The sequence below is a fragment of the Bacillus sp. MBGLi79 genome (assembly GCF_002953915.1).
The window spans coordinates 4,556,536-4,577,584 of sequence record NZ_CP026521.1 but is presented as its reverse complement, the minus strand read 5'-3'; the positions used below and the strand labels follow the sequence as shown (position 1 = coordinate 4,577,584).

The 21,049-nt window shown below is 46.4% G+C and carries 18 protein-coding genes and 1 riboswitch; of the genes, 10 read left to right on the top strand and 8 right to left on the bottom strand.

Annotated features, from left to right (window positions below; translation table 11 throughout):
- Positions 1-35: 35 nt before the first annotated feature.
- The 3 genes from yxjL to C1T29_RS23335 are packed head-to-tail and all read right to left on the bottom strand — an operon-like array spanning position 36 to position 2,390.
- A complete protein-coding gene (yxjL, locus tag C1T29_RS23345) occupies positions 36-692 on the bottom strand; it encodes a two-component system response regulator YxJL (RefSeq protein ID WP_069150595.1) in 657 nt (218 codons plus the stop codon).
- Complete coding sequence (locus C1T29_RS23340) at positions 679-1,899, bottom strand: sensor histidine kinase (RefSeq protein WP_040081362.1); 1,221 nt, start codon at positions 1,897-1,899, stop codon at positions 679-681. The genes yxjL and C1T29_RS23340 overlap by 14 nt, the downstream gene beginning before the upstream one ends.
- Before the next feature lie 17 nt (positions 1,900-1,916).
- Complete coding sequence (locus C1T29_RS23335; RefSeq protein ID WP_071582451.1) at positions 1,917-2,390, bottom strand: CcdC protein domain-containing protein; 474 nt, start codon at positions 2,388-2,390, stop codon at positions 1,917-1,919.
- A 228-nt stretch (positions 2,391-2,618) separates the two neighbouring features.
- Between C1T29_RS23335 and galE the strand changes: the two genes are divergently transcribed.
- On the top strand, positions 2,619-3,638 hold the full coding sequence (gene galE / locus C1T29_RS23330) for a UDP-glucose 4-epimerase GalE (RefSeq protein ID WP_071582450.1): 1,020 nt from the start codon (positions 2,619-2,621) through the stop codon (positions 3,636-3,638).
- Between the two features lie 75 nt (positions 3,639-3,713).
- On the opposite strand, the gene C1T29_RS23325 is transcribed toward galE, so the two are convergent.
- On the bottom strand, positions 3,714-4,256 hold the full coding sequence (locus C1T29_RS23325) for a DUF4352 domain-containing protein (RefSeq protein WP_134975208.1): 543 nt from the start codon (positions 4,254-4,256) through the stop codon (positions 3,714-3,716).
- Positions 4,257-4,644: 388 nt separating this feature from the next.
- Positions 4,645-4,747, top strand: a riboswitch (guanidine-I (ykkC/yxkD leader).
- Between the two features lie 76 nt (positions 4,748-4,823).
- On the opposite strand from C1T29_RS23325, the gene C1T29_RS23320 reads away from it, so the two are divergent.
- Positions 4,824-5,660, top strand: coding sequence for a YitT family protein (locus C1T29_RS23320; protein ID WP_003242615.1), 837 nt, complete (start codon positions 4,824-4,826; stop codon positions 5,658-5,660).
- Between the two features lie 41 nt (positions 5,661-5,701).
- Here C1T29_RS23320 and C1T29_RS23315 read toward each other — a convergent pair whose 3' ends face one another.
- Positions 5,702-7,159, bottom strand: coding sequence for an aldehyde dehydrogenase family protein (locus C1T29_RS23315; RefSeq protein ID WP_069838418.1), 1,458 nt, complete (start codon positions 7,157-7,159; stop codon positions 5,702-5,704).
- A gap of 183 nt (positions 7,160-7,342) precedes the next feature.
- On the opposite strand from C1T29_RS23315, the gene C1T29_RS23310 reads away from it, so the two are divergent.
- From C1T29_RS23310 to C1T29_RS23295, 4 genes are all read left to right on the top strand, one after another.
- Entirely contained in the window at positions 7,343-8,236 is an 894-nt protein-coding gene (locus C1T29_RS23310) for a PucR family transcriptional regulator (RefSeq protein ID WP_095431077.1), read from the top strand.
- 120 nt (positions 8,237-8,356) lie between these two features.
- A complete protein-coding gene (gene msmX / locus C1T29_RS23305) occupies positions 8,357-9,454 on the top strand; it encodes a maltodextrin ABC transporter ATP-binding protein MsmX (protein ID WP_003242648.1) in 1,098 nt (365 codons plus the stop codon).
- Positions 9,455-9,562: 108 nt separating this feature from the next.
- Entirely contained in the window at positions 9,563-10,288 is a 726-nt protein-coding gene (locus C1T29_RS23300; protein ID WP_041521454.1) for a ZIP family metal transporter, read from the top strand.
- A gap of 102 nt (positions 10,289-10,390) precedes the next feature.
- Complete coding sequence (locus C1T29_RS23295) at positions 10,391-11,230, top strand: polysaccharide deacetylase family protein (protein ID WP_103749207.1); 840 nt, start codon at positions 10,391-10,393, stop codon at positions 11,228-11,230.
- A gap of 12 nt (positions 11,231-11,242) precedes the next feature.
- On the opposite strand, the gene C1T29_RS23290 is transcribed toward C1T29_RS23295, so the two are convergent.
- From C1T29_RS23290 to cimH, 3 genes are all read right to left on the bottom strand, one after another.
- On the bottom strand, positions 11,243-11,434 hold the full coding sequence (locus tag C1T29_RS23290) for a hypothetical protein (protein WP_103749208.1): 192 nt from the start codon (positions 11,432-11,434) through the stop codon (positions 11,243-11,245).
- A gap of 57 nt (positions 11,435-11,491) precedes the next feature.
- Complete coding sequence (locus C1T29_RS23285) at positions 11,492-13,180, bottom strand: M56 family metallopeptidase (RefSeq protein WP_103749209.1); 1,689 nt, start codon at positions 13,178-13,180, stop codon at positions 11,492-11,494.
- 122 nt (positions 13,181-13,302) lie between these two features.
- Positions 13,303-14,655, bottom strand: a complete 1,353-nt coding sequence (cimH, locus tag C1T29_RS23280) for a citrate/malate transporter CimH (RefSeq protein ID WP_069150586.1) — start codon at positions 14,653-14,655, stop codon at positions 13,303-13,305.
- 555 nt (positions 14,656-15,210) lie between these two features.
- On the opposite strand from cimH, the gene cydA reads away from it, so the two are divergent.
- From cydA to cydC, 4 genes are read left to right on the top strand one after another with little or no spacing between them, the layout of a single operon-like run.
- Positions 15,211-16,617, top strand: a complete 1,407-nt coding sequence (gene cydA / locus C1T29_RS23275) for a cytochrome ubiquinol oxidase subunit I (RefSeq protein ID WP_103749210.1) — start codon at positions 15,211-15,213, stop codon at positions 16,615-16,617.
- A complete protein-coding gene (gene cydB / locus C1T29_RS23270) occupies positions 16,601-17,617 on the top strand; it encodes a cytochrome d ubiquinol oxidase subunit II (protein ID WP_069838425.1) in 1,017 nt (338 codons plus the stop codon). The genes cydA and cydB overlap by 17 nt, the downstream gene beginning before the upstream one ends.
- Complete coding sequence (gene cydD, locus C1T29_RS23265) at positions 17,617-19,320, top strand: thiol reductant ABC exporter subunit CydD (RefSeq protein ID WP_103749211.1); 1,704 nt, start codon at positions 17,617-17,619, stop codon at positions 19,318-19,320. Before cydB ends, cydD begins: the two co-directional genes overlap by 1 nt.
- The gene (cydC, locus tag C1T29_RS23260; RefSeq protein WP_103749212.1) at positions 19,317-21,044 is read left to right on the top strand and encodes a thiol reductant ABC exporter subunit CydC; all 1,728 of its coding nucleotides are present in this window, start codon (positions 19,317-19,319) and stop codon (positions 21,042-21,044) included. The genes cydD and cydC overlap by 4 nt, the downstream gene beginning before the upstream one ends.
- Positions 21,045-21,049: the final 5 nt, after the last annotated feature.

Below are 21,049 nucleotides of genomic sequence, written 5' to 3'. Positions count from 1 at the left end.
TTTGTCTTATTTTATCATGGCGGGCTGAGAGATTTCTATTGCACAATACCGTTTCGAATGGCAAAAACGACAGCCTGTGTCCGGTCTTGGGCATTGCATTTTTGCAGGATGCGGTGCACGTGGGTTTTCACAGTGCTTTCACTGACGAAAAGCTTTTCAGCAATATCCTCATTTCTCAGCCCGTAGGCCATTTGCTGAAGAACCTCGAGCTCTCTTTTGGTGAACGGCTCTGCCAGTTCTTCGACATGAGTTTGCTGTTTCGCCCGAAATGTCTCACTAATAATTTTAGCGGCCGTGACTGTGCGGAAAATCGCCTCGCCCTTGGCCGCAGCGCGAATCGCATCTATCAATTCTTCAGGAAGCGTATCCTTCAGCAAATAGCCGACTGCGCCTGCACGGATGCCTTCAAATACATATTCCTCCGTGTCAAAGGTCGTTAAAATGACAATCTTTGTATCTGGAAGGGCGGACATGATGTCTTTCGCCGCTTCGATGCCTGAGCAATGCGGCATCTGGACATCCATGAGGATGACGTCAGGTTTTGTTTGTTTTGCGAGTGCTATAATATCGTGACCGTCGCCGGCCTCGCCAGAAACTGTCATATCCGTCTGGGCGTTGATGACGTACCGGAAGCCTTCACGCACAAGCGGCTGATCATCGGCAAGCGCGACGCGTATTTTATCTTTGTTCATCTTTTTGCTCCTTATTCGTTGTCGTGAGCGGCAATGACAGCTCAATTTGCAGGCCGCTCGGCTGCACGGCGCTAAAGGTAAGGGAACCGCCTGCTTTTTCAGCGCGTTCTTTCATTCCTGTCAGGCCAAATCCATAAGTAAGGCTGCCGGTGAATTGTCCGTCGTCGATAATTGTGACATAGAGATGGGTTTCGTCGTTAGAAATGACAGTCGCCGCATGAGAAGCGTCGGCGTGACGAATGATATTGGTCAGCGCTTCCTGCAAGATGCGGTAAATCGTTTCGCTTATGTTTTGAGGCCAAGACTCTTCTGACAGTCCGGCAGTATCTAAAGAAACATGCAAGCCGCTCCGTTCCTCCACTTGATGAATGAGCCCCCGCAAAGCGGTAAGTCCCACCATCGATTCACTTCGGCCCATTTGATGAACGACAGACCGTACTTCTTGAAGGCATTCTCTGGCGACACTCAGTACATTTTGAATGACTTTTTCTGAATCCTCCTCGCTGCTTTTGAGGATATAGGGAAGAGATTGGAGCTGAACAATCACAGAAGTCAGCTCATGGCCGATGCTGTCATGAATGTCTCGGGCAATTCTTGTACGCTCCTCGAGGACCGCGTACCTCAATGAAAGAACAGATGCCTCCTGCAGCTCTGCATGCGCTTTCTGGAGTTCTTGATGAGCATGCTCCAGCTGCACATGCATTTTCGCCAATTCAGCATGATTTCGCTCAGCCTCCTTTCTCGCTTCTCGTCTGAAACGCATGGAGGAGAAGAGGACGTACAACCCGATCATGATCGAGATGTTGCTGACGATATCGTCCCAGCTGGTGTCAAAAACAGTATACAAAAAGAAAACATTGCCCCCAATTAGGCACACTGTAAAGATCAAAGACAGCCGTGCAGGGAGCTTTATGGCCGCATAAACCATTAAAAATACGAGTAAGAAAAAGGCGGCTCCCTGCTCTTGGCCGGAAACAGCCCAAAGAAAAACGGTCAGGAGCCAAAGCCCGACGAATATGCTCAAATGAACAGCAGCGGATGCCACATAGGGAATGACCCAAATGAATGCTAAGTACACCGCAAATACAAATGCCAACAAAATGGGGTCGGCTTTGGCTGGATGAGATAAAAATTGTATGCAATTCAAAATGAGAATAAGGCTCGGCACAAGCTTCTTGTAGTGCCGAGCCGGAGATAGTCCGTTCATGCTGGTCCTTCTTTCAGTTATTGAATGGATACTTTGCCAGCGGTCAGCCGTCTGTATGCTTTATAAAGCATAATGTTACGGGCTGTGATGGTGCCGAGGGGAATGAAGAACATAGAATGAATAATGGCAATAAACATCTCGTTGCTCTCAGGAAGCCATGTTCTCGCGGCCATGCGCAAAGAAAGTATCACTAGAATGAGAATAACACTTCCAAGGGAGCCGCGTGAAGTGACCTTTCCGGTTTCCGGGTGAATCCGCACGTTTACCATCTTTCCAATGCCAAACCCGCAGGCCAGCCCGATCAGTAATAAAATGCCGCTGATCGCAACATGTAATACGGAATGAAAATACGCCGGCTGAAACGATGCGGATACGCCCCATAAGAGCAGCAGCGGAATGATCAGAAGCTTTCCGGGTCTGACAGTTCTCTCCCTGTACATCGATAAAACAATAAGAATAAAGACAATCAAAATAGATGGGCTCATCGCCATGTCATCAAATCCTTTCTGCATTAAGCATAGCGAAAATAGGAAAGAAAAACGTCAACCGGCAGATTGATTTTTCAGCTGCTAGACTTGTTCGCGCTGCATAAAGGTATGAAAATGCTGATAATATATGAAGAAACTATTAATAAACGATTAAACTTCTTGAAAATGGATGTGGACCGGTTCTAAACACTATATAATGAAAACAGGTCATTTTTTAGGAGGGTTTACATCATGGCAATACTTGTTACTGGCGGTGCCGGATACATTGGCAGCCACACATGTGTTGAACTATTGAACAGCGGCTACGAGATTGTTGTTCTTGATAATCTGTCCAACAGTTCGGCTGAAGCGCTGAACCGTGTAAAGGAGATTACAGGAAAAGATTTAACGTTCTACGAAGCGGATTTATTGGACCGGGAAGCGGTAGATTCCGTTTTTGCTGAAAATGAAATCGAAGCTGTGATTCATTTTGCGGGGTTAAAAGCAGTCGGTGAATCTGTTGCGATTCCGCTCAAATATTATCATAACAATCTGACAGGAACGTTTATTTTATGCGAGTCCATGGAGAAATACGGCGTCAAGAAGATCGTATTCAGTTCATCTGCGACAGTGTACGGCGTTCCGGAAATATCGCCGATTACGGAAGACTTTCCATTAGGCGCGACAAACCCTTATGGACAGACGAAGCTCATGCTGGAACAAATATTGCGTGATTTGCATACAGCCGACAACGAGTGGAGCGTTGCGCTGCTTCGTTACTTTAATCCGTTCGGTGCCCATCCAAGCGGACGGATCGGTGAAGACCCGAACGGAATTCCGAATAACCTCATGCCGTATGTGGCACAGGTAGCCGTTGGCAAGCTTGAGCAATTAAGCGTATTCGGAAATGACTATCCGACAAAAGATGGGACAGGCGTACGCGATTATATTCACGTCGTTGATCTCGCAGAAGGCCATGTCAAAGCGTTGGAAAAAGTATTGAACTCCACTGGGGCCGATGCATACAACCTTGGAACAGGCACAGGCTACAGTGTGCTTGAAATGGTCAAAGCCTTTGAAAAAGTGTCAGGGAAAGAGGTTCCGTACCGTTTTGCGGACCGTCGCCCGGGAGACATCGCCACCTGCTTCGCAGACCCTGCGAAAGCCAAGCGGGAACTGGGCTGGGAAGCGAAACGCGGCCTTGAGGAAATGTGCGCTGATTCCTGGAGATGGCAGTCTTCTAATGTGAATGGGTATAAGAGTGCGGAATAAAAAAGGAGGCCTTCTCTATTGAGAAGGCCTTTTTTAAAGAACAAGGGTGCCTGTTAAGGGCACCCTTGTTAGCTATTATTTGACTTTTACAATAACATCATTACTAAATTTGAGTTTCCAAGTTCCTTTTGCATAAGCTTCCTTGTCCACTTCAAATGCTTTCACATCTGTTACTTTAATATTAGGATTTAGATCACTTAATATTTTAGAGTTGTCAACTTTTGTCTCGGTAGCATAGGTTGAAGAAGCATCGATATCTGCATCATAAGAAGTGCCATCAGCATCAACTAATTTAACAGTTGGAATTGAAAAAGAGCTAATCGGTTTTTTAGATACGTTTTTAACTGTATATTGAACAGCTACAATTGTACCACCATCAGATGCTTTCTTTTCAATATATTGAGTACCGACAGAATCTCTGTCCTCTACCTTCGTAACTGTCACTTCAGTTTTTTCAGTTTTTACGGTATCACCGATATTGTATGTTTTTTCAGTTTCTGCTTTGCTGCTGCTTGATGTTTTGGAAGTGGCTTCTGAACCGCCTCCGCCGCCAATCATATTACCGATAATAATGATGACAACAATTGCGAGAATAAACGTAATGATTTTATGTCTCATAAAAAAGTTACGTTGATCCTTACCACAGTTAGGACATTTTTTTACACCCTTTGCAATTTCTTGACCGCAAGCTTTACAGGGTACTAGTTTTCCTGCCATTTCATTTCCTCCTATGTAATTAAATGTACAAAACATATGTACTATAATGCCCATATTATTTCACTTAGTCAATATAAAATTATGAATTTCTTATAGTTATTATCATATATAGTTAAATTTACTTGTAAAATATATGCTTTTTTTCTTATCGGTTATATCTGCTCTTTTTTAATAGATAAATCGTTTTTTCTTTCAGTCTATCTGATGAAATCTCCGCAAATACCCCTTGAACCAATTCGAGCCGTCCCGTATAATGCTAATATTGGAAAGTGAAAAGGATATGATAAAAACAGTGGTTTTCTAGGGTTCCGCAATGCAAATTGGACTGTGACCGAGAGAAAACACATAGCAGCTTGGCTGTTATGACACGGTGGGATAAAAGCCCAGGAGTTTCTGCTCTTTTTCGAGAGCGTTCTCCTGGGTTTTTTTATTTGCTAGAACAGAACTATGAGAAGGAGTGTTTTCGTGATGAAAAAGAGAATGCTGGATGTACTTATGCTTGTGATTGGCGCTTTTTTCTTCGCGCTTGCGGTTAATTTATTTGCGATTCCCAATGATCTTGGGGAAGGCGGAGTCACTGGGATTACGCTGATATTGTATTATCTGTTTCAATGGTCTCCCGGTGTCACGAACTTTATCTTAAATGCGTTTTTGCTTTTAATCGGCTACAAGTTTCTGGATGGAAAAACAACCGTTTATACGATCATTGCGGTCGCGGCAAATTCACTTTTTCTCCATCTGACACATGGGTGGAGCATTCCGTCTGATGAATTGATTATTAATACGATTTTCGCAGGTGTATTTGCTGGAGTCGGGATCGGCATGATTATCCGGGTCGGCGGGACGACAGCAGGTTCCGCGATTCTGGCCAGAATTGCTAATAAATATTTAGATTGGAATATCAGCTATGCGCTCTTGTTTTTTGATTTAATCGTGGTATTTAGCTCTTATTTTATTATTGGTGCGGAAAAGATGATGTTTACGATCGTGATGCTGTATATCGGTACGAAAGTGATGGACTTCATTATTGAAGGTTTGAATACGAAAAAAGCCATTACGGTCATTTCAGAAAATAAGAGTGAGATTGCAGAGCAGGTAAATACCTTGATGGATCGGGGCGTGACAATTTTATCAGGGAAGGGAAATTATACGGGCCAATCAAAGGAGATTTTGTATATCGTCATTAACAAACAGGAGCTTTCTATGCTGAAAAAAATCATTAGAAGCTGCGACAAAAAGGCGTTTGTAATCGTTCATGATGTACGCGACGTGTTTGGCGAAGGATTTGTGGATATATCAAAATAAAGAAAAATCCCTCTGTACTTGAAGCAGAGGGATTTTTTCGTTTAGAACGGATATTTGCGGTATTGCTTCTGGATCGAAATCCATTTCGTCACGGTAAATTCCTCGACGACCCACGGATTGCCGAAGCGGCCGACACCGCTTGCTTTGTTTCCGCCAAAGGCAATATTCGGCGAGTCATTGACGGACTGGTCGTTGACATGGGTCATGCCGCTGTCAATTTGCAGGGCGAGCTTTTCGCCTTTTTCTAAATCAGAAGTGAAAACCGCAGAGCTGAGGCCATACTCGGTATCATTTGCCATGTCAATCGCTTCCTGATCGCTGCCGGCTTTGATAATGGTTGCGATTGGGGCAAACAGCTCCGTTTGGGCAATTTTGCTGTTGTTGTCCGCGCCGACAAAGACGTACGGCGTGAGTACGTTTCCGACACGTTTTCCTTCAACCGCAAGCTCTATGCCGTCTGCCTTTGCCTGCTCAATGATCTCCAGCGCTTTCTCGATTTGGCGCTCGTTAATCAGCGGGCCGACAACGGTTTTCGGATCGGTTTGATCGCCGTACGGAAGCTGTTTGACACGGGAGGTGAATTTTTCTACAAACTCATCGTATACATCCTGATGAACGATGATCCTGTTGATAATCATACAGATTTGTCCCTGGTGAATAAATTTACCGAAAATCGCGGCATCGACAGCACGATCGACATCCGCATCTGAAAGGACGGCAAATGGATTGTTGCCGCCGAGCTCAAGTGCCATCCGTTTAAAGGCGCGACCGGCGATTTCACCGATGTGGCGCCCGACTGCTGTTGATCCCGTAAAGCTGATTAATCTCGGGATTGGATTGGTGAGCATGCCGTCCCCGATTTCCTTTACATCCGCCAGCATGACGTTAAGGACACCGGCAGGAAGACCAGCGTGCTCAAACGCTTTCGCAATGATGGTTCCGCCGGAAAGAGCGGTTTGGATATCAGGCTTGTGAACAACGCTGTTTCCCAGCGCAATCGCGGGCGCAATCGTTCTCATAGATAAATTCATCGGAAAATTAAATGGAGAAATCGATGAAATGACACCGAGCGGAAGGCGGTAAATCTTATTGATTTTCCCCTCAATGTCGGATGGAACTTCTTTGACGCCGCCTAATTCACCAGTATACGTCATGGCTTCATCTAAAATGGCAATCGTTTGTTCCAGTTCGATCGTTGATTTCATAATCGTTCCGCCAGTTTCGCGAGCGATCATCATAATGATGTCATCACGGTTTTCCTGTAAATAGCCGCGCGCTTTTTGCAGCACGGCTTTTCGGTCTTCCGTCGTGCTTTTAGCCCACTCTTTTTGGGCTTTCTGTGCAATGTCAAACGCATCCTCCAGCTGTTTGCCCGTTGCCAAAGATGCTGTTGTGATCACAGACTGGTCATACGGATTCAAAATGTCCTCCGTACGTCCGCTTTCTCCCTCAGTCCATTTTCCGTTGATAAAACTTTTGTTTAACGTTTCGAAACTCATAAGATGACCCTCCTTTTGGCCCTGCATATCCTCTTCTATTTCCGCTGACGCCAATATGTAAACGAATGAGGTTTTCTTTCAGTTTTTCGTCTATCTATACCGGATATACTCTTTTTTAGTGGAGAACATGTGTATTTCGCCTTATACTGAATATACAGATCCTTACATAAGAGAGGAGACTCTATGAAATCGCTGCTGGCTATTTATCCCGGTTCGATTGTGTCTGAGGAGCTTTGCATAAGGGAAGGCTGTCTATGTTTTTTTGATGAGAGCAGTCAGAGGTACATCTCCATTCCGAAAACAAAGATCAGCGAAAAAGAGGTATTGGTGCTGCAGTCATTTTTGACGGCTGCGGATGAGGGCAATCAAATGTCTATGAAATCAGTGGAGGAAAATAAGTGGTTTTCGTTCCTTTTTTCAAGAGGAGAATTGCCGGCGAATATAAAGAAACGGACAAGGTTTGTTCACTTTCATTTATTCGGCAAAATAGAAAGGACGTCCTTTACGGAAGCGGTACGCCATTTTTGGCCGGTGTCTTTTGTGATTGTGTGGATCCATGAGGACAGAGGCGTCATTGTTGAGCAGGAAAGTGAAGCGGCGGCGGAGAAGGACGAACTGGAATCGCTCGCTAAGGTTCTTGAAAGTGATTTCTACTTCAGTGTCCGTTTTTACGCGGGAAGATTTTACGAGCCGGATGAGTGCCTGCGAAAACATTACGCTCGTGAACAGGCGTATTTTCTGTTTGCTGAAAAACGGCTGCCTCAGGTGCAGAGTGTGACCTTTGAGATGATTTTTCCTTTTCTATTATTAGAAACAGAAAAAGAAAAATTGAAAACGCTGCTCTCTGAAGAAGCTGAGCTTTTATTTGGAAGTGAATCTGAGCTAAGGAAGACCATTAAGCTGTTTATTGAAAACAACTCAAACGTCACATTAACAGCGAAAAAGCTGCATCTGCATCGCAACAGTCTGCAATATCGGATTGATAAATTTATTGAGCGGTCAGGGATAGATATCAAATCGTACAAAGGCGCGCTTCTTGCCTATTTTATCTGCCTGCAAAGTGAAAGTTCAGAATAAATTGGAAATATGCACGAAAAAGGGCTGGGTGATTTTATGAACGCTGCCCATTTTAGCGGGAGGAAATTGCTGTTACACTCAATATAAGAAAGCGTTTACAATAACAAAGGGGGATGTTAGATGGCTGAATTGCGGATGGAGCACATTTATAAATTTTATGATCAGAAGGAACCGGCGGTTGATGACTTTAACCTTCATATTGCCGATAAGGAATTTATCGTATTCGTCGGCCCGTCCGGCTGCGGGAAGTCAACGACGCTGCGGATGGTCGCGGGACTTGAAGAAATTTCGAAAGGCGATTTTTATATTGAAGGAAAACGGGTCAATGATGTAGCGCCAAAGGACAGGGATATCGCAATGGTGTTTCAAAACTACGCGCTCTATCCGCATATGACGGTCTACGATAATATCGCGTTCGGACTGAAGCTTCGGAAAATGCCGAAGCCAGAAATTAAAAAAAGAGTAGAGGAAGCCGCTAAAATTCTCGGGCTTGAGGAATATTTGCACCGTAAACCGAAAGCGCTGTCAGGAGGACAGAGACAGCGGGTCGCGCTTGGGCGGGCAATCGTGCGGGATGCAAAGGTGTTCCTGATGGATGAGCCTTTGTCAAACCTGGACGCAAAGCTGAGGGTGCAAATGCGGGCGGAAATCATTAAGCTCCACCAGAGACTGCAAACCACAACGATTTATGTGACGCATGACCAGACAGAAGCCCTGACGATGGCGACACGGATCGTAGTCATGAAAGACGGGAAAATCCAGCAGATCGGGACGCCGAAGGATGTATACGAGTTTCCTGAAAACGTCTTTGTCGGCGGTTTTATCGGGTCACCGGCGATGAACTTTTTCAAAGGAAAGCTCACGGATGGCTTAATCAAAATCGGTTCTGCGGCATTAACCGTGCCGGAAGGAAAAATGAAGGTGCTGCGTGAAAAAGGCTACATCGGCAAAGAGGTTATCTTCGGCATCCGTCCTGAGGATATTCATGATGAATTGATTGTCGTGGAATCGTATAAGAACTCCTCGATTAAAGCAAAAATCAATGTCGCAGAGCTGCTCGGTTCAGAAATCATGATTTATTCGCAGATCGACAACCAAGACTTTATTGCGCGGATCGACGCCCGCCTCGATATTCAATCAGGCGATGAGCTGACGGTTGCATTTGATATGAATAAAGGCCATTTCTTTGACAGTGAGACAGAAGTGAGAATTCGATAAGATCAGCAAAACCGGACATGGAGACATGTCCGGTTTTTTGTTCTTTGTTTGCGAGGTTTACGGAAAAAACGGCAGCGGGTAGTGGTTGGTAAGAAAGGGGAGATAGAGATGTGGAATGCGGCAATGTGGGGCGGGATATCGGGCTCTGCTGTACTGCTGGGCGCGCTGGCGTCCATGTTTCTTCCGATTCGCAAACAGATCATCGGCTATATTATGGCTTTTGGCACAGGTGTATTAATAGGCGCGGCCGCTTATGAGCTTCTTGGGGACGCAGTAGCAGAGGGCGGAATCGTGTCGACAGGCGCGGGATTTATTGCGGGAGCTGTTGTGTTTACGATTTTTGACTACGCGGTTTCCAAACGGGGCGCGTCACAAAGAAAAAGATCGGGACAAACAGCTGCCGGCGGCGGAATCGCCATTTTTATCGGCACGATCATGGATGCTGTCCCAGAATCGATTATGATTGGCGCCAGCCTTCTCGAAGAACAATCGGTCAGCTTTCTTTTGGTGATCGCCATTTTTATCAGCAACATCCCTGAAGGGCTGTCTAGTACAGCAGGACTGAAAAACAGCGGGTACTCGAAAACGAAAATTATGCTGCTTTGGGCCGCGGTGCTCGTGATTTCAATTCTTGCCTCATGGTCAGGATTTTTCTTTCTCGACGGCGCTTCTGAAGAAATCATGTCAGCGATTGCAGCATTTGCGGGCGGAGGCATCATTGCGATGATTGCTTCAACGATGATGCCTGAGGCGTACGAAGACAGCGGTCCGATGACAGGTTTAATCGCCGCACTCGGCCTGTTAACCTCGCTGGTTTTGAATCAGTTTTCTTAAATGTGAGCCGGTCATGATTTCATGTCCGGTTTTTTGCTATTGAAAATCTCAGAAACAGACCGATGAAAAAGGAGGAAGAAATAGACAGAAAGCAGGGAACCGATGAAACGTTTTATCTTAAGCATCTTTCTTTTGGGAAGCTGCTTGGCTCTTGCGGCTTGCGCTGATCAAGAGGCGAATGCAGAGCAGACGATGCCCAAAGCGGAACAAAAGAAACCGGAAGAAAAAGCAGTACAAGTTCAGAAAAAAGAAGACGATACAGCCGGATGGATCAAAACAGAGACACCGGCAAAGCTGCCGATTTTGATGTACCACAGCATTTCCTCAGGAAACAGCCTTCGTGTGCCAAAGAAAGAATTCGAAGCGCATATGAAGTGGCTGCACGATAACGGCTATCAGACATTAACGCCAAAAGAGGCGTATCTCATGCTGACGCAGGATAAAAAGCCGAGTGAGAAATGCGTGCTAATTACGTTTGATGACGGCTACACCGACAACTATCAAGACGCGTATCCGGTGCTGAAAAAGTACGGGATGAAGGCGACGATTTTTATGATCGGCAAATCGATCGGACATAAGCACCATCTGACAGAGGACCAAATGAAAGAAATGACACAGCACGGCATATCGATTGAAAGCCATACAATTGACCACCTTGAACTGAACGGGTTAACGCCTCAACGGCAGCAAAGCGAGATGGCAGATTCAAAAAAACTGTTTGACCACATGTTTCATCAGAAAACCACCATCATCAGCTATCCGGTAGGGCGCTACAATGAGGAGACGCTGAAGACCGCTGAAAAAACAGGCTATCAAATGGGCGTGACGACAGAACCGGGCGCGGCTTCAAGAGACCAGGGAATGTATGCCCTCCATCGTGTGCGCGTGTCCCCAGGCATGTCAGGCTCGGCTTTTGGCGCGTACGTCGAATCAATGAAATAAAAAAGGCGGCGCTTAATCGCCGCCGCCACATCCGGAATCGCTAAAACCCCCGTCACTGCTGCATCCATCATGGTGTGAGCCATGATCTGAATAGCCTAAATACCCGCTGTCCGCCTGCTGGCGGCTTTTATGCTCCGATGGCTGCGGCTGAATGACTGAAAGAAAAACAATAATAGATATAAACAATAAGATGATCACAATCACTTCTCGTCACTCCCTTTTTTCACCATATTTGTTATACGGATGAAACGCTGACCGGTTTCATTTCAAAGTGATCGATTCTTTCAGGCGGTCTCTGAGCCAACGCTTCAGCACCCCGTGTCCTTTGTTTGACAATAAAGTGCCGACACGCCAATACATAGGAGGATGAGGGGCGAACTGAAAATCAATCAATCTGAAAAGCCAGCTTTTATCCCGGGTGAGAGAGTCAATTTGAAGCTCGTCTTCATCTGCTTCAGCGCTATAGGCACTTTGTTTCTGTATGTCCTCATCCTGCCGAACCGCCAAGATTCTCAAAGCTTCAGCCATTTGTTTGTAACCGCCCTCCAGCAAGGAAGCGCCAAGGTTGTCAGCACGCACCTCCATCCATTGTGAACAAAAGGATTGATAGAGCTGAAACAGGACAATGATTGCCATAATGAAAGCCCAGAGCGCAATTTTGTGGGCCTCGGGGTGGATGATATGCTGCTCAAACAAGAGGATAATCCCAACGACAGCTCCAAGATAGAGAAAACGCAAAATCTGTGATGACAGTACATCACGTTTTTTAATATGAATCGCCTCATGAGCCAGAATGCCTTCGATGACATGCAGCGGAAGTGTTAGTGTGGCGCTTGTCAGGATGACCATTGACCTCCCGATGTTCATGCCTACAGCCATTCCGTTGTAATCATCACTCTCCGTTTCGTATATGCGGACATGAGAAATGCCGGCCTTGCGGAAAATCTTATCGGCCGCTGTCTGTACATGCGGATGATGACAGGGCTTGGCGTCCATCGCCGCCCGCAACACACGGTCTGACATGTACATGTTGAATACCCAATACAGGAGCACGGCAACAGCCATGACCCATGGAGAGGCGTGTAATGCGTATAACACGAGCACCAATAAGGCGTAAGCGGATATCCCTTTTACGCTGGCGGCAAAATAAAGCTTCCCGAGCAGCCGCTTCACATTTTTTCTATGATAAAACGGCAAAACAGAAATCACATTGTCCACTTTGATTTCTTCATCTGTGTATTCTCGGAAAATCGTTTTCCATTTTTGCGGTTCCTTCACCGTCAGAAACAGTGTTTCGCCGGGAAGAGACAGTTTAATGACTTGCTGAAAGCTTGTTGTCAAATCTAAACGTGATGAATACATCGTCATAAGCGGATGGAGCTTTAAGAGATCAGCCGTAGATTCAAGCTGAATGTCCTTCAAATCGGAAAGCGGATATGTACGGGTTTCATAGTGTGAGCTGATATGCAATTTTTCTAAGGCTGCTGAATAAAAAACCTTTACGCTGAAAACATTCAGTATTCGCTTCACCAGTGCCCCTCCGCCGGAGATCATGCCGAGAAGGATCACATATTTGAGAGGGCTTGTGTCAGGTCCATAGATGAAAAAAATAACAGCTCCGGCAAACACAATGGCGGTCAGCGTAATGTCTGACAGGAGGCGTGTTTTGTTTTTGGCAAGCTCGATTTCCTGCCAGTCTCCCGAAGGTTTTTCCGCACGCTCTGAAACAATGAGATCCATTGCGGTCCAATAGCAGTAGAACATTGTCGCGATTGAGACAATGCCGTCCATGAATGAGAGATGAGAGAAGATGTAAACTGCAGCGCCGACCCATAGCACAATATCAATCCAGAAGTCTATGGCCGGAATGAGTTTTGCAGCCAGGGCTGATATCAAATAAAATCCCAGGCCGAGAAGCATAAAGAGAAATAGATGAGTTCCCATAGGCATGCCAAATTCCTTTCTATCTAGTATTTCCAACTATTACTATAGCATGGGATGGGAACTTGCAAAAACACGGACATGCAAAAAGCAAGCTCTTTCGTTTTCCGAAGAACTTGCTCCGAGGTGTATCAATAAAATTGGTGCAGCAGCAATAAGGTTAAGGATACTGTAATCGCTCCCCCGATGCGGGTAGACACCTGGGCGAACGGCATCAGCTCAAGCCTTTCCGCCGCGCTTAAAATAGCGACGTCACCGGTGCCGCCTTGCCCTGAATGGCATGCATTAATAATGGCGGTTTCAATCGGATACATGTTCAGCCATTTTCCGGTGAAGAAGCCGACGGCCATCATGGTCACAACGACAGACAGAATTGTAATGATATTGCTGAGGTTAAAAGCAGCGATAAGCTTGTCCCACGGCGTCATGGATACCCCGATCGCAAAGAGCAGCGGGTAGGTCACAGCTGTTGAAAAGAAGCGGGATACTCCAAACGCGCCATTTTCAATTGAGGCAGGCGCCAATCTGAACAGCTTGATTAGAACAGCCAGTAACAGCATGGCAACGGGTGCCGGAAATCCGAAAAAATCATGGGCGAGCATGCCGACTAAGTATAAAGAAACAGCAAGGATACCGCCTGACGCAAATAAAGAAAGGTTGAACATGTGCTGACCGCTCTGTGATTCCTCCAGTGCAGGGGACTCTTCTTCGGAGCGGTCCACTTTGCCGTTTCCGGTCCATTCCGGTTTTTTCTTTCCAATTCTGTTTAATAAGCCCGCTAGAATAATCGCGCACAGGCTGCCCAGCATAATCGATGGGAGAACAAGTGCAAACGCTTCCCCTTGAGAAATGGGCATGATGTCAGAATAGCCAATGGACAGCGGGATAGCACCTTCTCCGACTCCTCCAGCCATGATCGGAATGACAATGTATAGCAGGGTATGCTGAAATCCGAGTCCGAGCAAAGTCCCGACAGCCAGTCCGACAATAGCGGCTGTGACAGAACCGACAATAAGCGGAATAAAGATTTTCATAAATGCTTTTACGAGTGTTTCTCTTTTCATGCCGAGGATGCTTCCGACGACAATACCGGCGATAAACAAATAAAGAAAGTTTGAGTTTTCTGTAAATTCTGTGGTGGATTTGACGATATCATTAGGCAGCAGGTGATAGTACACGACAGCGGATGGAATGAAAGTAGCTAGGATGGCCGGGCCGCCGATAGACCGAACAATCGGTATCGATTTGCCGATTTGAGCAAAGGTAAATCCGAAAAACGCCATGACGGCAATGGATGTCAGAATGTCACTTTTTACATCGTGATGCATAACAAAAACAGTGATTAATATAAACAGCAAGGCATACACAGGAAGCGGTATGATGCCTACTTTTATATTCATGGCTTTCGCAAACCAATTCTCTTTTCGAACCCCTTCGTGAATTGTATCCGTTTGCAATTGCATGTGTGTTTGAAGCTCTCCCATTGAAAAACCTCCCCTATTCTTGATGCAGTGAAATTGTTCACTATGTTAAGTATACTAAAAAATTGAAATTATTAATATATTAAAAATTTACTATTCAGCTTTTCTCCTCTTGCCGGTTTAAATGGAAAGAGGCATTCTGACTAAAATCGGTTTATGACGGAATGCTGAGACTTGAGTGCTGAAGCGGGTGTGAGCATTTTGTTCGCAAGGAACGATGTGTTGATGTACGATGATAAAGGGTCATTTATCCTAGCAGCCGACATAAATAAGCAACAAAATAGACAAAAAACCGACACATAGTATGGGACTTTTTAGGTGTTTTAGGCTTTATTTTTGAAATGAATCGTTGTAAAGTACTTAATATGAACCAGTCAGAGATTGTGTCATTTTGTCAGTCTAGCAATCTTGCATCATATTGGACGACTTTTTGACACATTTGTGAAATATTGAACAATATTTTTTTCGTCTATTTTGTGAATTGCTGATCAAAGTTTTGGTTCTATTTGTGAAGTGGTGAGCAAATAAACAGTTTCAACCGGAAATGGAGGAGAAAGCATGAGTGAATTGGTATTAGCCCGCATACAATTTGCATCTACAACGTTGTTTCATTTCTTGTTTGTGCCGATGTCTATCGGGCTTGTGTTTATGGTTGCGTTGATGGAGACTCTTTATCTTGTGAAGAAAAATGAGCTGTATCTCAAAATGGCAAAGTTTTGGGGACACTTATTCTTAATAAATTTCGCAGTCGGTGTTGTAACGGGGATTTTGCAAGAATTCCAGTTTGGACTGAACTGGTCTGATTACTCCCGTTTTGTCGGAGATGTATTTGGCGCTCCGCTTGCGATTGAAGCCCTATTGGCGTTTTTTATGGAATCTATTTTTATCGGATTATGGATATTTGGCTGGGACCGCCTGCCGAAGAAAATTCACGCTCTCTGCATATGGCTCGTATCATTCGGAACGATCATGTCATCTTTCTGGATTTTAACAGCAAACTCCTTTATGCAGGAGCCAGTCGGCTTTGCGATCAAAAACGGCCGCGCGGAAATGAATGACTTTGGCGCGCTGATCACAAACCCTCAGCTTTGGGTTGAATTCCCGCACGTTATTTTCGGTGCGCTTGCCACCGGGGCTTTCTTTATTGCCGGAGTGAGTGCTTTTAAACTATTGAAGAAAAAAGAAGTGCCGTTCTTTAAGCAATCTTTTAAACTCGCAATGATTGTCGGTCTTTGTGCCGGTCTTGGCGTCGGCCTTAGCGGACACATGCAGGCTGAGCATTTAATGGAATCACAGCCGATGAAAATGGCTGCCAGTGAAGGCCTGTGGGAAGATAGCGGTGATCCCGCTGCTTGGACCGCTTTTGCGACGATCGATACAAAAAATGAAAAAAGCTCAAATGAGATCAAAGTTCCTTATGCTTTGAGCTACTTGGCTTATCAGAAATTCAGCGGAAGTGTCAAAGGGATGAAGACACTTCAGGCTGAGTACGAAAAAATATACGGAAAAGGCGACTATATTCCGCCGGTCAAAACGACATTCTGGAGCTTCCGCATCATGGTTGGCGCAGGCGTTGTCATGATTCTTGCAGCGTTAGGCGGCCTTTGGCTGAACCGCCGCAAAAAGCTTGAAAACAGCAAATGGTATTTGCGCATCATGATCGCTTTGATATCCTTCCCGTTTCTTGCGAACTCCGCGGGCTGGATTATGACAGAAATCGGGCGTCAGCCTTGGACGGTTATGGGCTTGATGACAACGGCTCAATCCGTGTCGCCTAACGTAACAGCGGGCTCCCTGTTATTCTCAATCATCGCATTCGGTGTGATGTACATGGTTCTGGGCGCACTGCTTGTCTTCTTGTTTATCCGTGAGATTAAAAAAGGTGCCGAGCATGATGATCATCATGAAGTGCCTGTATCAACAGATCCATTTAGTCAGGAGGTATACCATGGCATCTCTTCATGATCTTTGGTTTATACTCGTTGCTGTATTGTTTGTAGGATTCTTCTTTTTGGAAGGCTTTGATTTCGGGGTCGGCATGGCGACCCGTTTTCTTGGCCATAATGAATTAGAACGCAGAGTGCTGATCAACACGATCGGGCCGTTCTGGGACGCGAATGAAGTGTGGCTTTTGACTGGCGCAGGCGCCATTTTCGCGGCATTTCCAAACTGGTATGCAACGATGCTTAGCGGTTATTACATTCCGTTTGTCATTGTGCTGCTTGCGTTAATGGGCCGCGGGGTCGCGTTTGAGTTTCGCGGCAAGGTGGATCATTTAAAATGGGTAAAGGTTTGGGACTGGGTCGTTTTCTTCGGCAGTCTGATTCCTCCGTTTGTGCTTGGTGTTCTGTTTACGACATTATTCCGCGGAATGCCGATTGATGCCGACATGAACATTCACGCACATGTATCTGATTATATCAATGTATATTCTATACTTGGCGGTGTGACGGTAACACTTCTTTGCTTCCAGCACGGATTAATGTTTATCACGCTGCGTACGATTGGTGATTTGCAAAACCGCGCCCGGAAAATGGCACAAAAGATAATGGGTGTTGTTTTTGTAGCGGTTCTTGCCTTCGCGGCTCTTTCTGCGTATCAGACAGACATGTTTACACGCCGCGGAGAAATTACCATTCCGCTCGTTGTTTTGATTGTCATCTGCTTTATGCTCGCGGCTGTATTTATCCGTAAGAAAAAAGACGGCTGGACATTTGGGATGACAGGCGCTGGTCTTGCGCTGACCGTGGGAATGATCTTTATTTCCCTATTCCCTCGCGTAATGGTCAGCTCGCTTCAAAGCGCATACGATTTAACAGTAGCTAACGCTTCTTCCGGTGATTATTCGCTTAAAGTCATGTCAATTGCAGCATTAACGCTATTGCCGTTCGTCATCGGCAGCCAGATCTGGAGCTATTATGTCTTCCGGAAGCGCGTCAGCCATAAGGAGCCTATGACTTATTAATGGGAAAAGACCTGTTTCGATATAAAGGAATGAAGCGGATTCTCACCGTGATTACTTGTTTAACGCTGATTCAGACAGCCGCTATTATTATGCAGGCAGAGTGGCTGAGTGAAGCCGTAACCGGACTGTTCAATGGGAAGAGCATTACCTCCCTTTTTCCGGTGATCGGCTTTTTCCTCATCGCTTTTATCGCCCGGCACGGGGTGACGGTGGCGCGCCAGAAAATCGTCTATCAATATGCCGCCCGGACAGGAGCAGATTTGAGAAAAAGTTTTCTTGATCAGCTGTTCCGTTTAGGCCCCCGCTTTGCAAAGAAAGAGGGCACGGGGCAAATGGTGACGCTGGCGATGGAAGGCATCAGCCAGTTCCGCCGCTACCTGGAGCTGTTTCTGCCGAAAATGGTCAGTATGGCGATTGTGCCTGCGGCGGTTGTCATTTATGTGTTTTTCCAGGATCGTACGTCGGCCGTCATTTTAGTCGCAGCGATGCCGATTCTGATCATTTTTATGATTCTCCTTGGCCTTGTCGCACAGAGAAAAGCGGATCGTCAGTGGAAATCCTATCAGAGACTTTCCAATCATTTTGTTGATTCTCTTCGGGGGCTGGAGACATTGCGTTTCCTAGGTTTGAGCAAGTCACACAGCAAAAATATTTTCTACGTGAGTGAGCGGTATCGCAAAGCAACAATGAGCACACTCCGGGTGGCGTTTTTATCATCATTCGCCCTCGATTTCTTCACGATGCTGTCGGTGGCGACAGTCGCGGTGTTTCTGGGCCTGCGCCTGATTGACGGCGATATTTTGCTTGGTCCCGCTTTAACGGCGCTTATTCTGGCGCCTGAGTATTTTCTGCCGGTGCGGGAAGTGGGGAATGATTATCATGCAACGCTGAACGGCCAGGAAGCAGGAAAAACCATTCAAGAGATTTTGTCGCAGCCTGGTTTTAAAGAAGAGACGCCGCTTCAGCTCGAGGCTTGGGGTGATCAGGATGAGCTGAAGCTGTCAGGCGTGTCAGTCGGCCGTTCGGTGTCTGATATTGATCTGTCTTTCAAAGGTAAGAAAAAAATCGGCATTATCGGTGCAAGCGGTGCCGGAAAATCAACATTAATTGATATCCTCGGCGGATTTTTAGAGCCGGATGGCGGGATGATTGAGGTGAATGGCACAAGCCGGTCCCATTTGCAGGACGGCAGCTGGCAGAAAAATCTTCTGTACATCCCTCAGCATCCGTACATTTTTGATGATACGCTTAGCAATAACATTCGCTTCTACCACCCAAGCGCTTCGGCAGAGGATACAGTCCGTGCCGCTGCTGCGGCGGGTCTGACGGAGCTGGTGGATAAGCTTCCTGACGGATTAGAGGGGCGGATCGGGGAAGGCGGCCGGGCGCTCAGCGGCGGACAAGCACAGCGTGTCGCGCTGGCCCGCGCCTTTTTGGGAAACCGCCCGATTCTGCTGCTGGATGAGCCGACCGCCCATCTTGATATCGAAACAGAATATGAAATAAAAGAAACGATGCTGGATTTATTTGAGGATAAGCTCGTCTTTCTCGCGACTCACCGCCTTCACTGGATGCTCGATATGGACGAAATTATCGTGCTTGACGGGGGCAGGGTTGCGGAAATCGGGACTCACGATGAACTGCTGAAGAAAAACGGTGTGTACACCAAACTCGTGAAGGCACAACTGGGGGAAAGAGCATGAAGAAAGAAGAATGGATTTTGCCGTATATCAAGCAAAATGCCCGCCTGTTCGTTCTGGTTATCTTTTTGGGCGCGGTGACGATTTTTTCTGCTGCTTTCCTCATGTTCACCTCAGGATTCTTGATTTCTAAAGCGGCGACAAGGCCGGAAAACATCCTGCTCATTTATGTGCCGATTGTCGCTGTCCGAACCTTTGGGATTGCACGGTCTGTGTCGCGATATATGGAACGGCTCGTCGGCCATCACATCATTTTGAAAATCGTATCTGACATGCGCGTCCGCCTTTACAATATGCTTGAGCCGGGTGCTTTGATGCTGCGTTCCCGTTTTCGCACAGGGGATATGCTCGGCATTTTGTCTGAGGATATTGAACATTTGCAGGATGCTTTCTTAAAAACGATTTTTCCTGCGATCTCAGCCTTGCTCCTGTATGCTGTGTCAGTGATAGCGCTCGGCTTCTTCTCTTGGCCGTTTGCCATATTGATTGCGCTGTATTTGTTTGTTCTTGTTGTATTGTTTCCGGTTGTGTCTTTGCTCGTGACGAGAGCGAGGAATGCGAAGCTGAAAAGCGGACGGAATGTGCTGTACAGCCGTTTGACAGATGCCGTGATGGGTGTCAGCGATTGGATGTTCAGCGGACGCCGGCATGCTTTTATTGATGCGTATGAAAAAGAGGAGCATGATTGGTTTGAGCTTGAACGGAAAAAACAACGCTTTACAAGATGGCGGGACTTTGCTGCGCAATGCCTTGTCGCCGGCCTTATTTTGCTGATGCTCTTTTGGACAGCAGGACAGCAAGCGGACGGCGAGCTCGCTAAAACAATGATTGCCGCTTTTGTGCTTGTGGTGTTCCCGCTGACGGAAGCCTTTTTGCCGCTTTCGGATGCCTTAGGCGAAGTGCCGGGCTATCAGGATTCTATCAAACGCATGAACAGGGTGGCTCCTCAGGCGGAGGCATCACAAACAGAATCAGGAGCACAAACGCTTGATCTCCAAGATGTTACCCTGTCCTTTCGTGATGTGACGTTTTCTTATGACAACAGCAGCCAAGTGCTTGACAACTTTTCCTTTACGCTGCGCCAAGGAGAAAAAATGGCGCTGCTCGGCCGAAGCGGCTCTGGGAAATCAACATCGCTTGCATTAATCGAGGGCGCCTTGAAACCGGACTCCGGTTCTGTAACGTTAAACGGAGTGGAGACAGCGTTGTTAAAGGATCAGATTGCGGATGCGGTGGCCGTGTTAAATCAAAAACCGCACCTGTTTGATACAAGTATTTTGAACAACATCAGGCTCGGAAATGGAGAAGCAAGCGACGAGGATGTGCGCCGCGCCGCAAAGCAGGTCAAGCTGCATGACTACATTGAGTCGCTTCCTGACGGATATCATACCTCTGTACAGGAAACGGGCATCCGTTTTTCTGGTGGAGAGCGCCAGCGGATCGCACTTGCGCGGATCTTGCTGCAGGATACGCCGATCATCATCCTTGATGAGCCAACAGTCGGCCTCGACCCCGTCACTGAGCGTGAATTGATGGAAACGGTGTTTGAGGTGCTGAAAGGAAAAACGATTCTATGGATTACACACCATCTCGCGGGAGTGGAAGCAGCCGATAAAATCGTATTTCTCGAAAACGGCAAAACGGAAATGGAAGGAACCCATGAGGAGCTGTTGGCTGCAAACGAACGATATCGCCGCCTGTATCACCTTGATGTTCCTGTAAAATAAAAGAC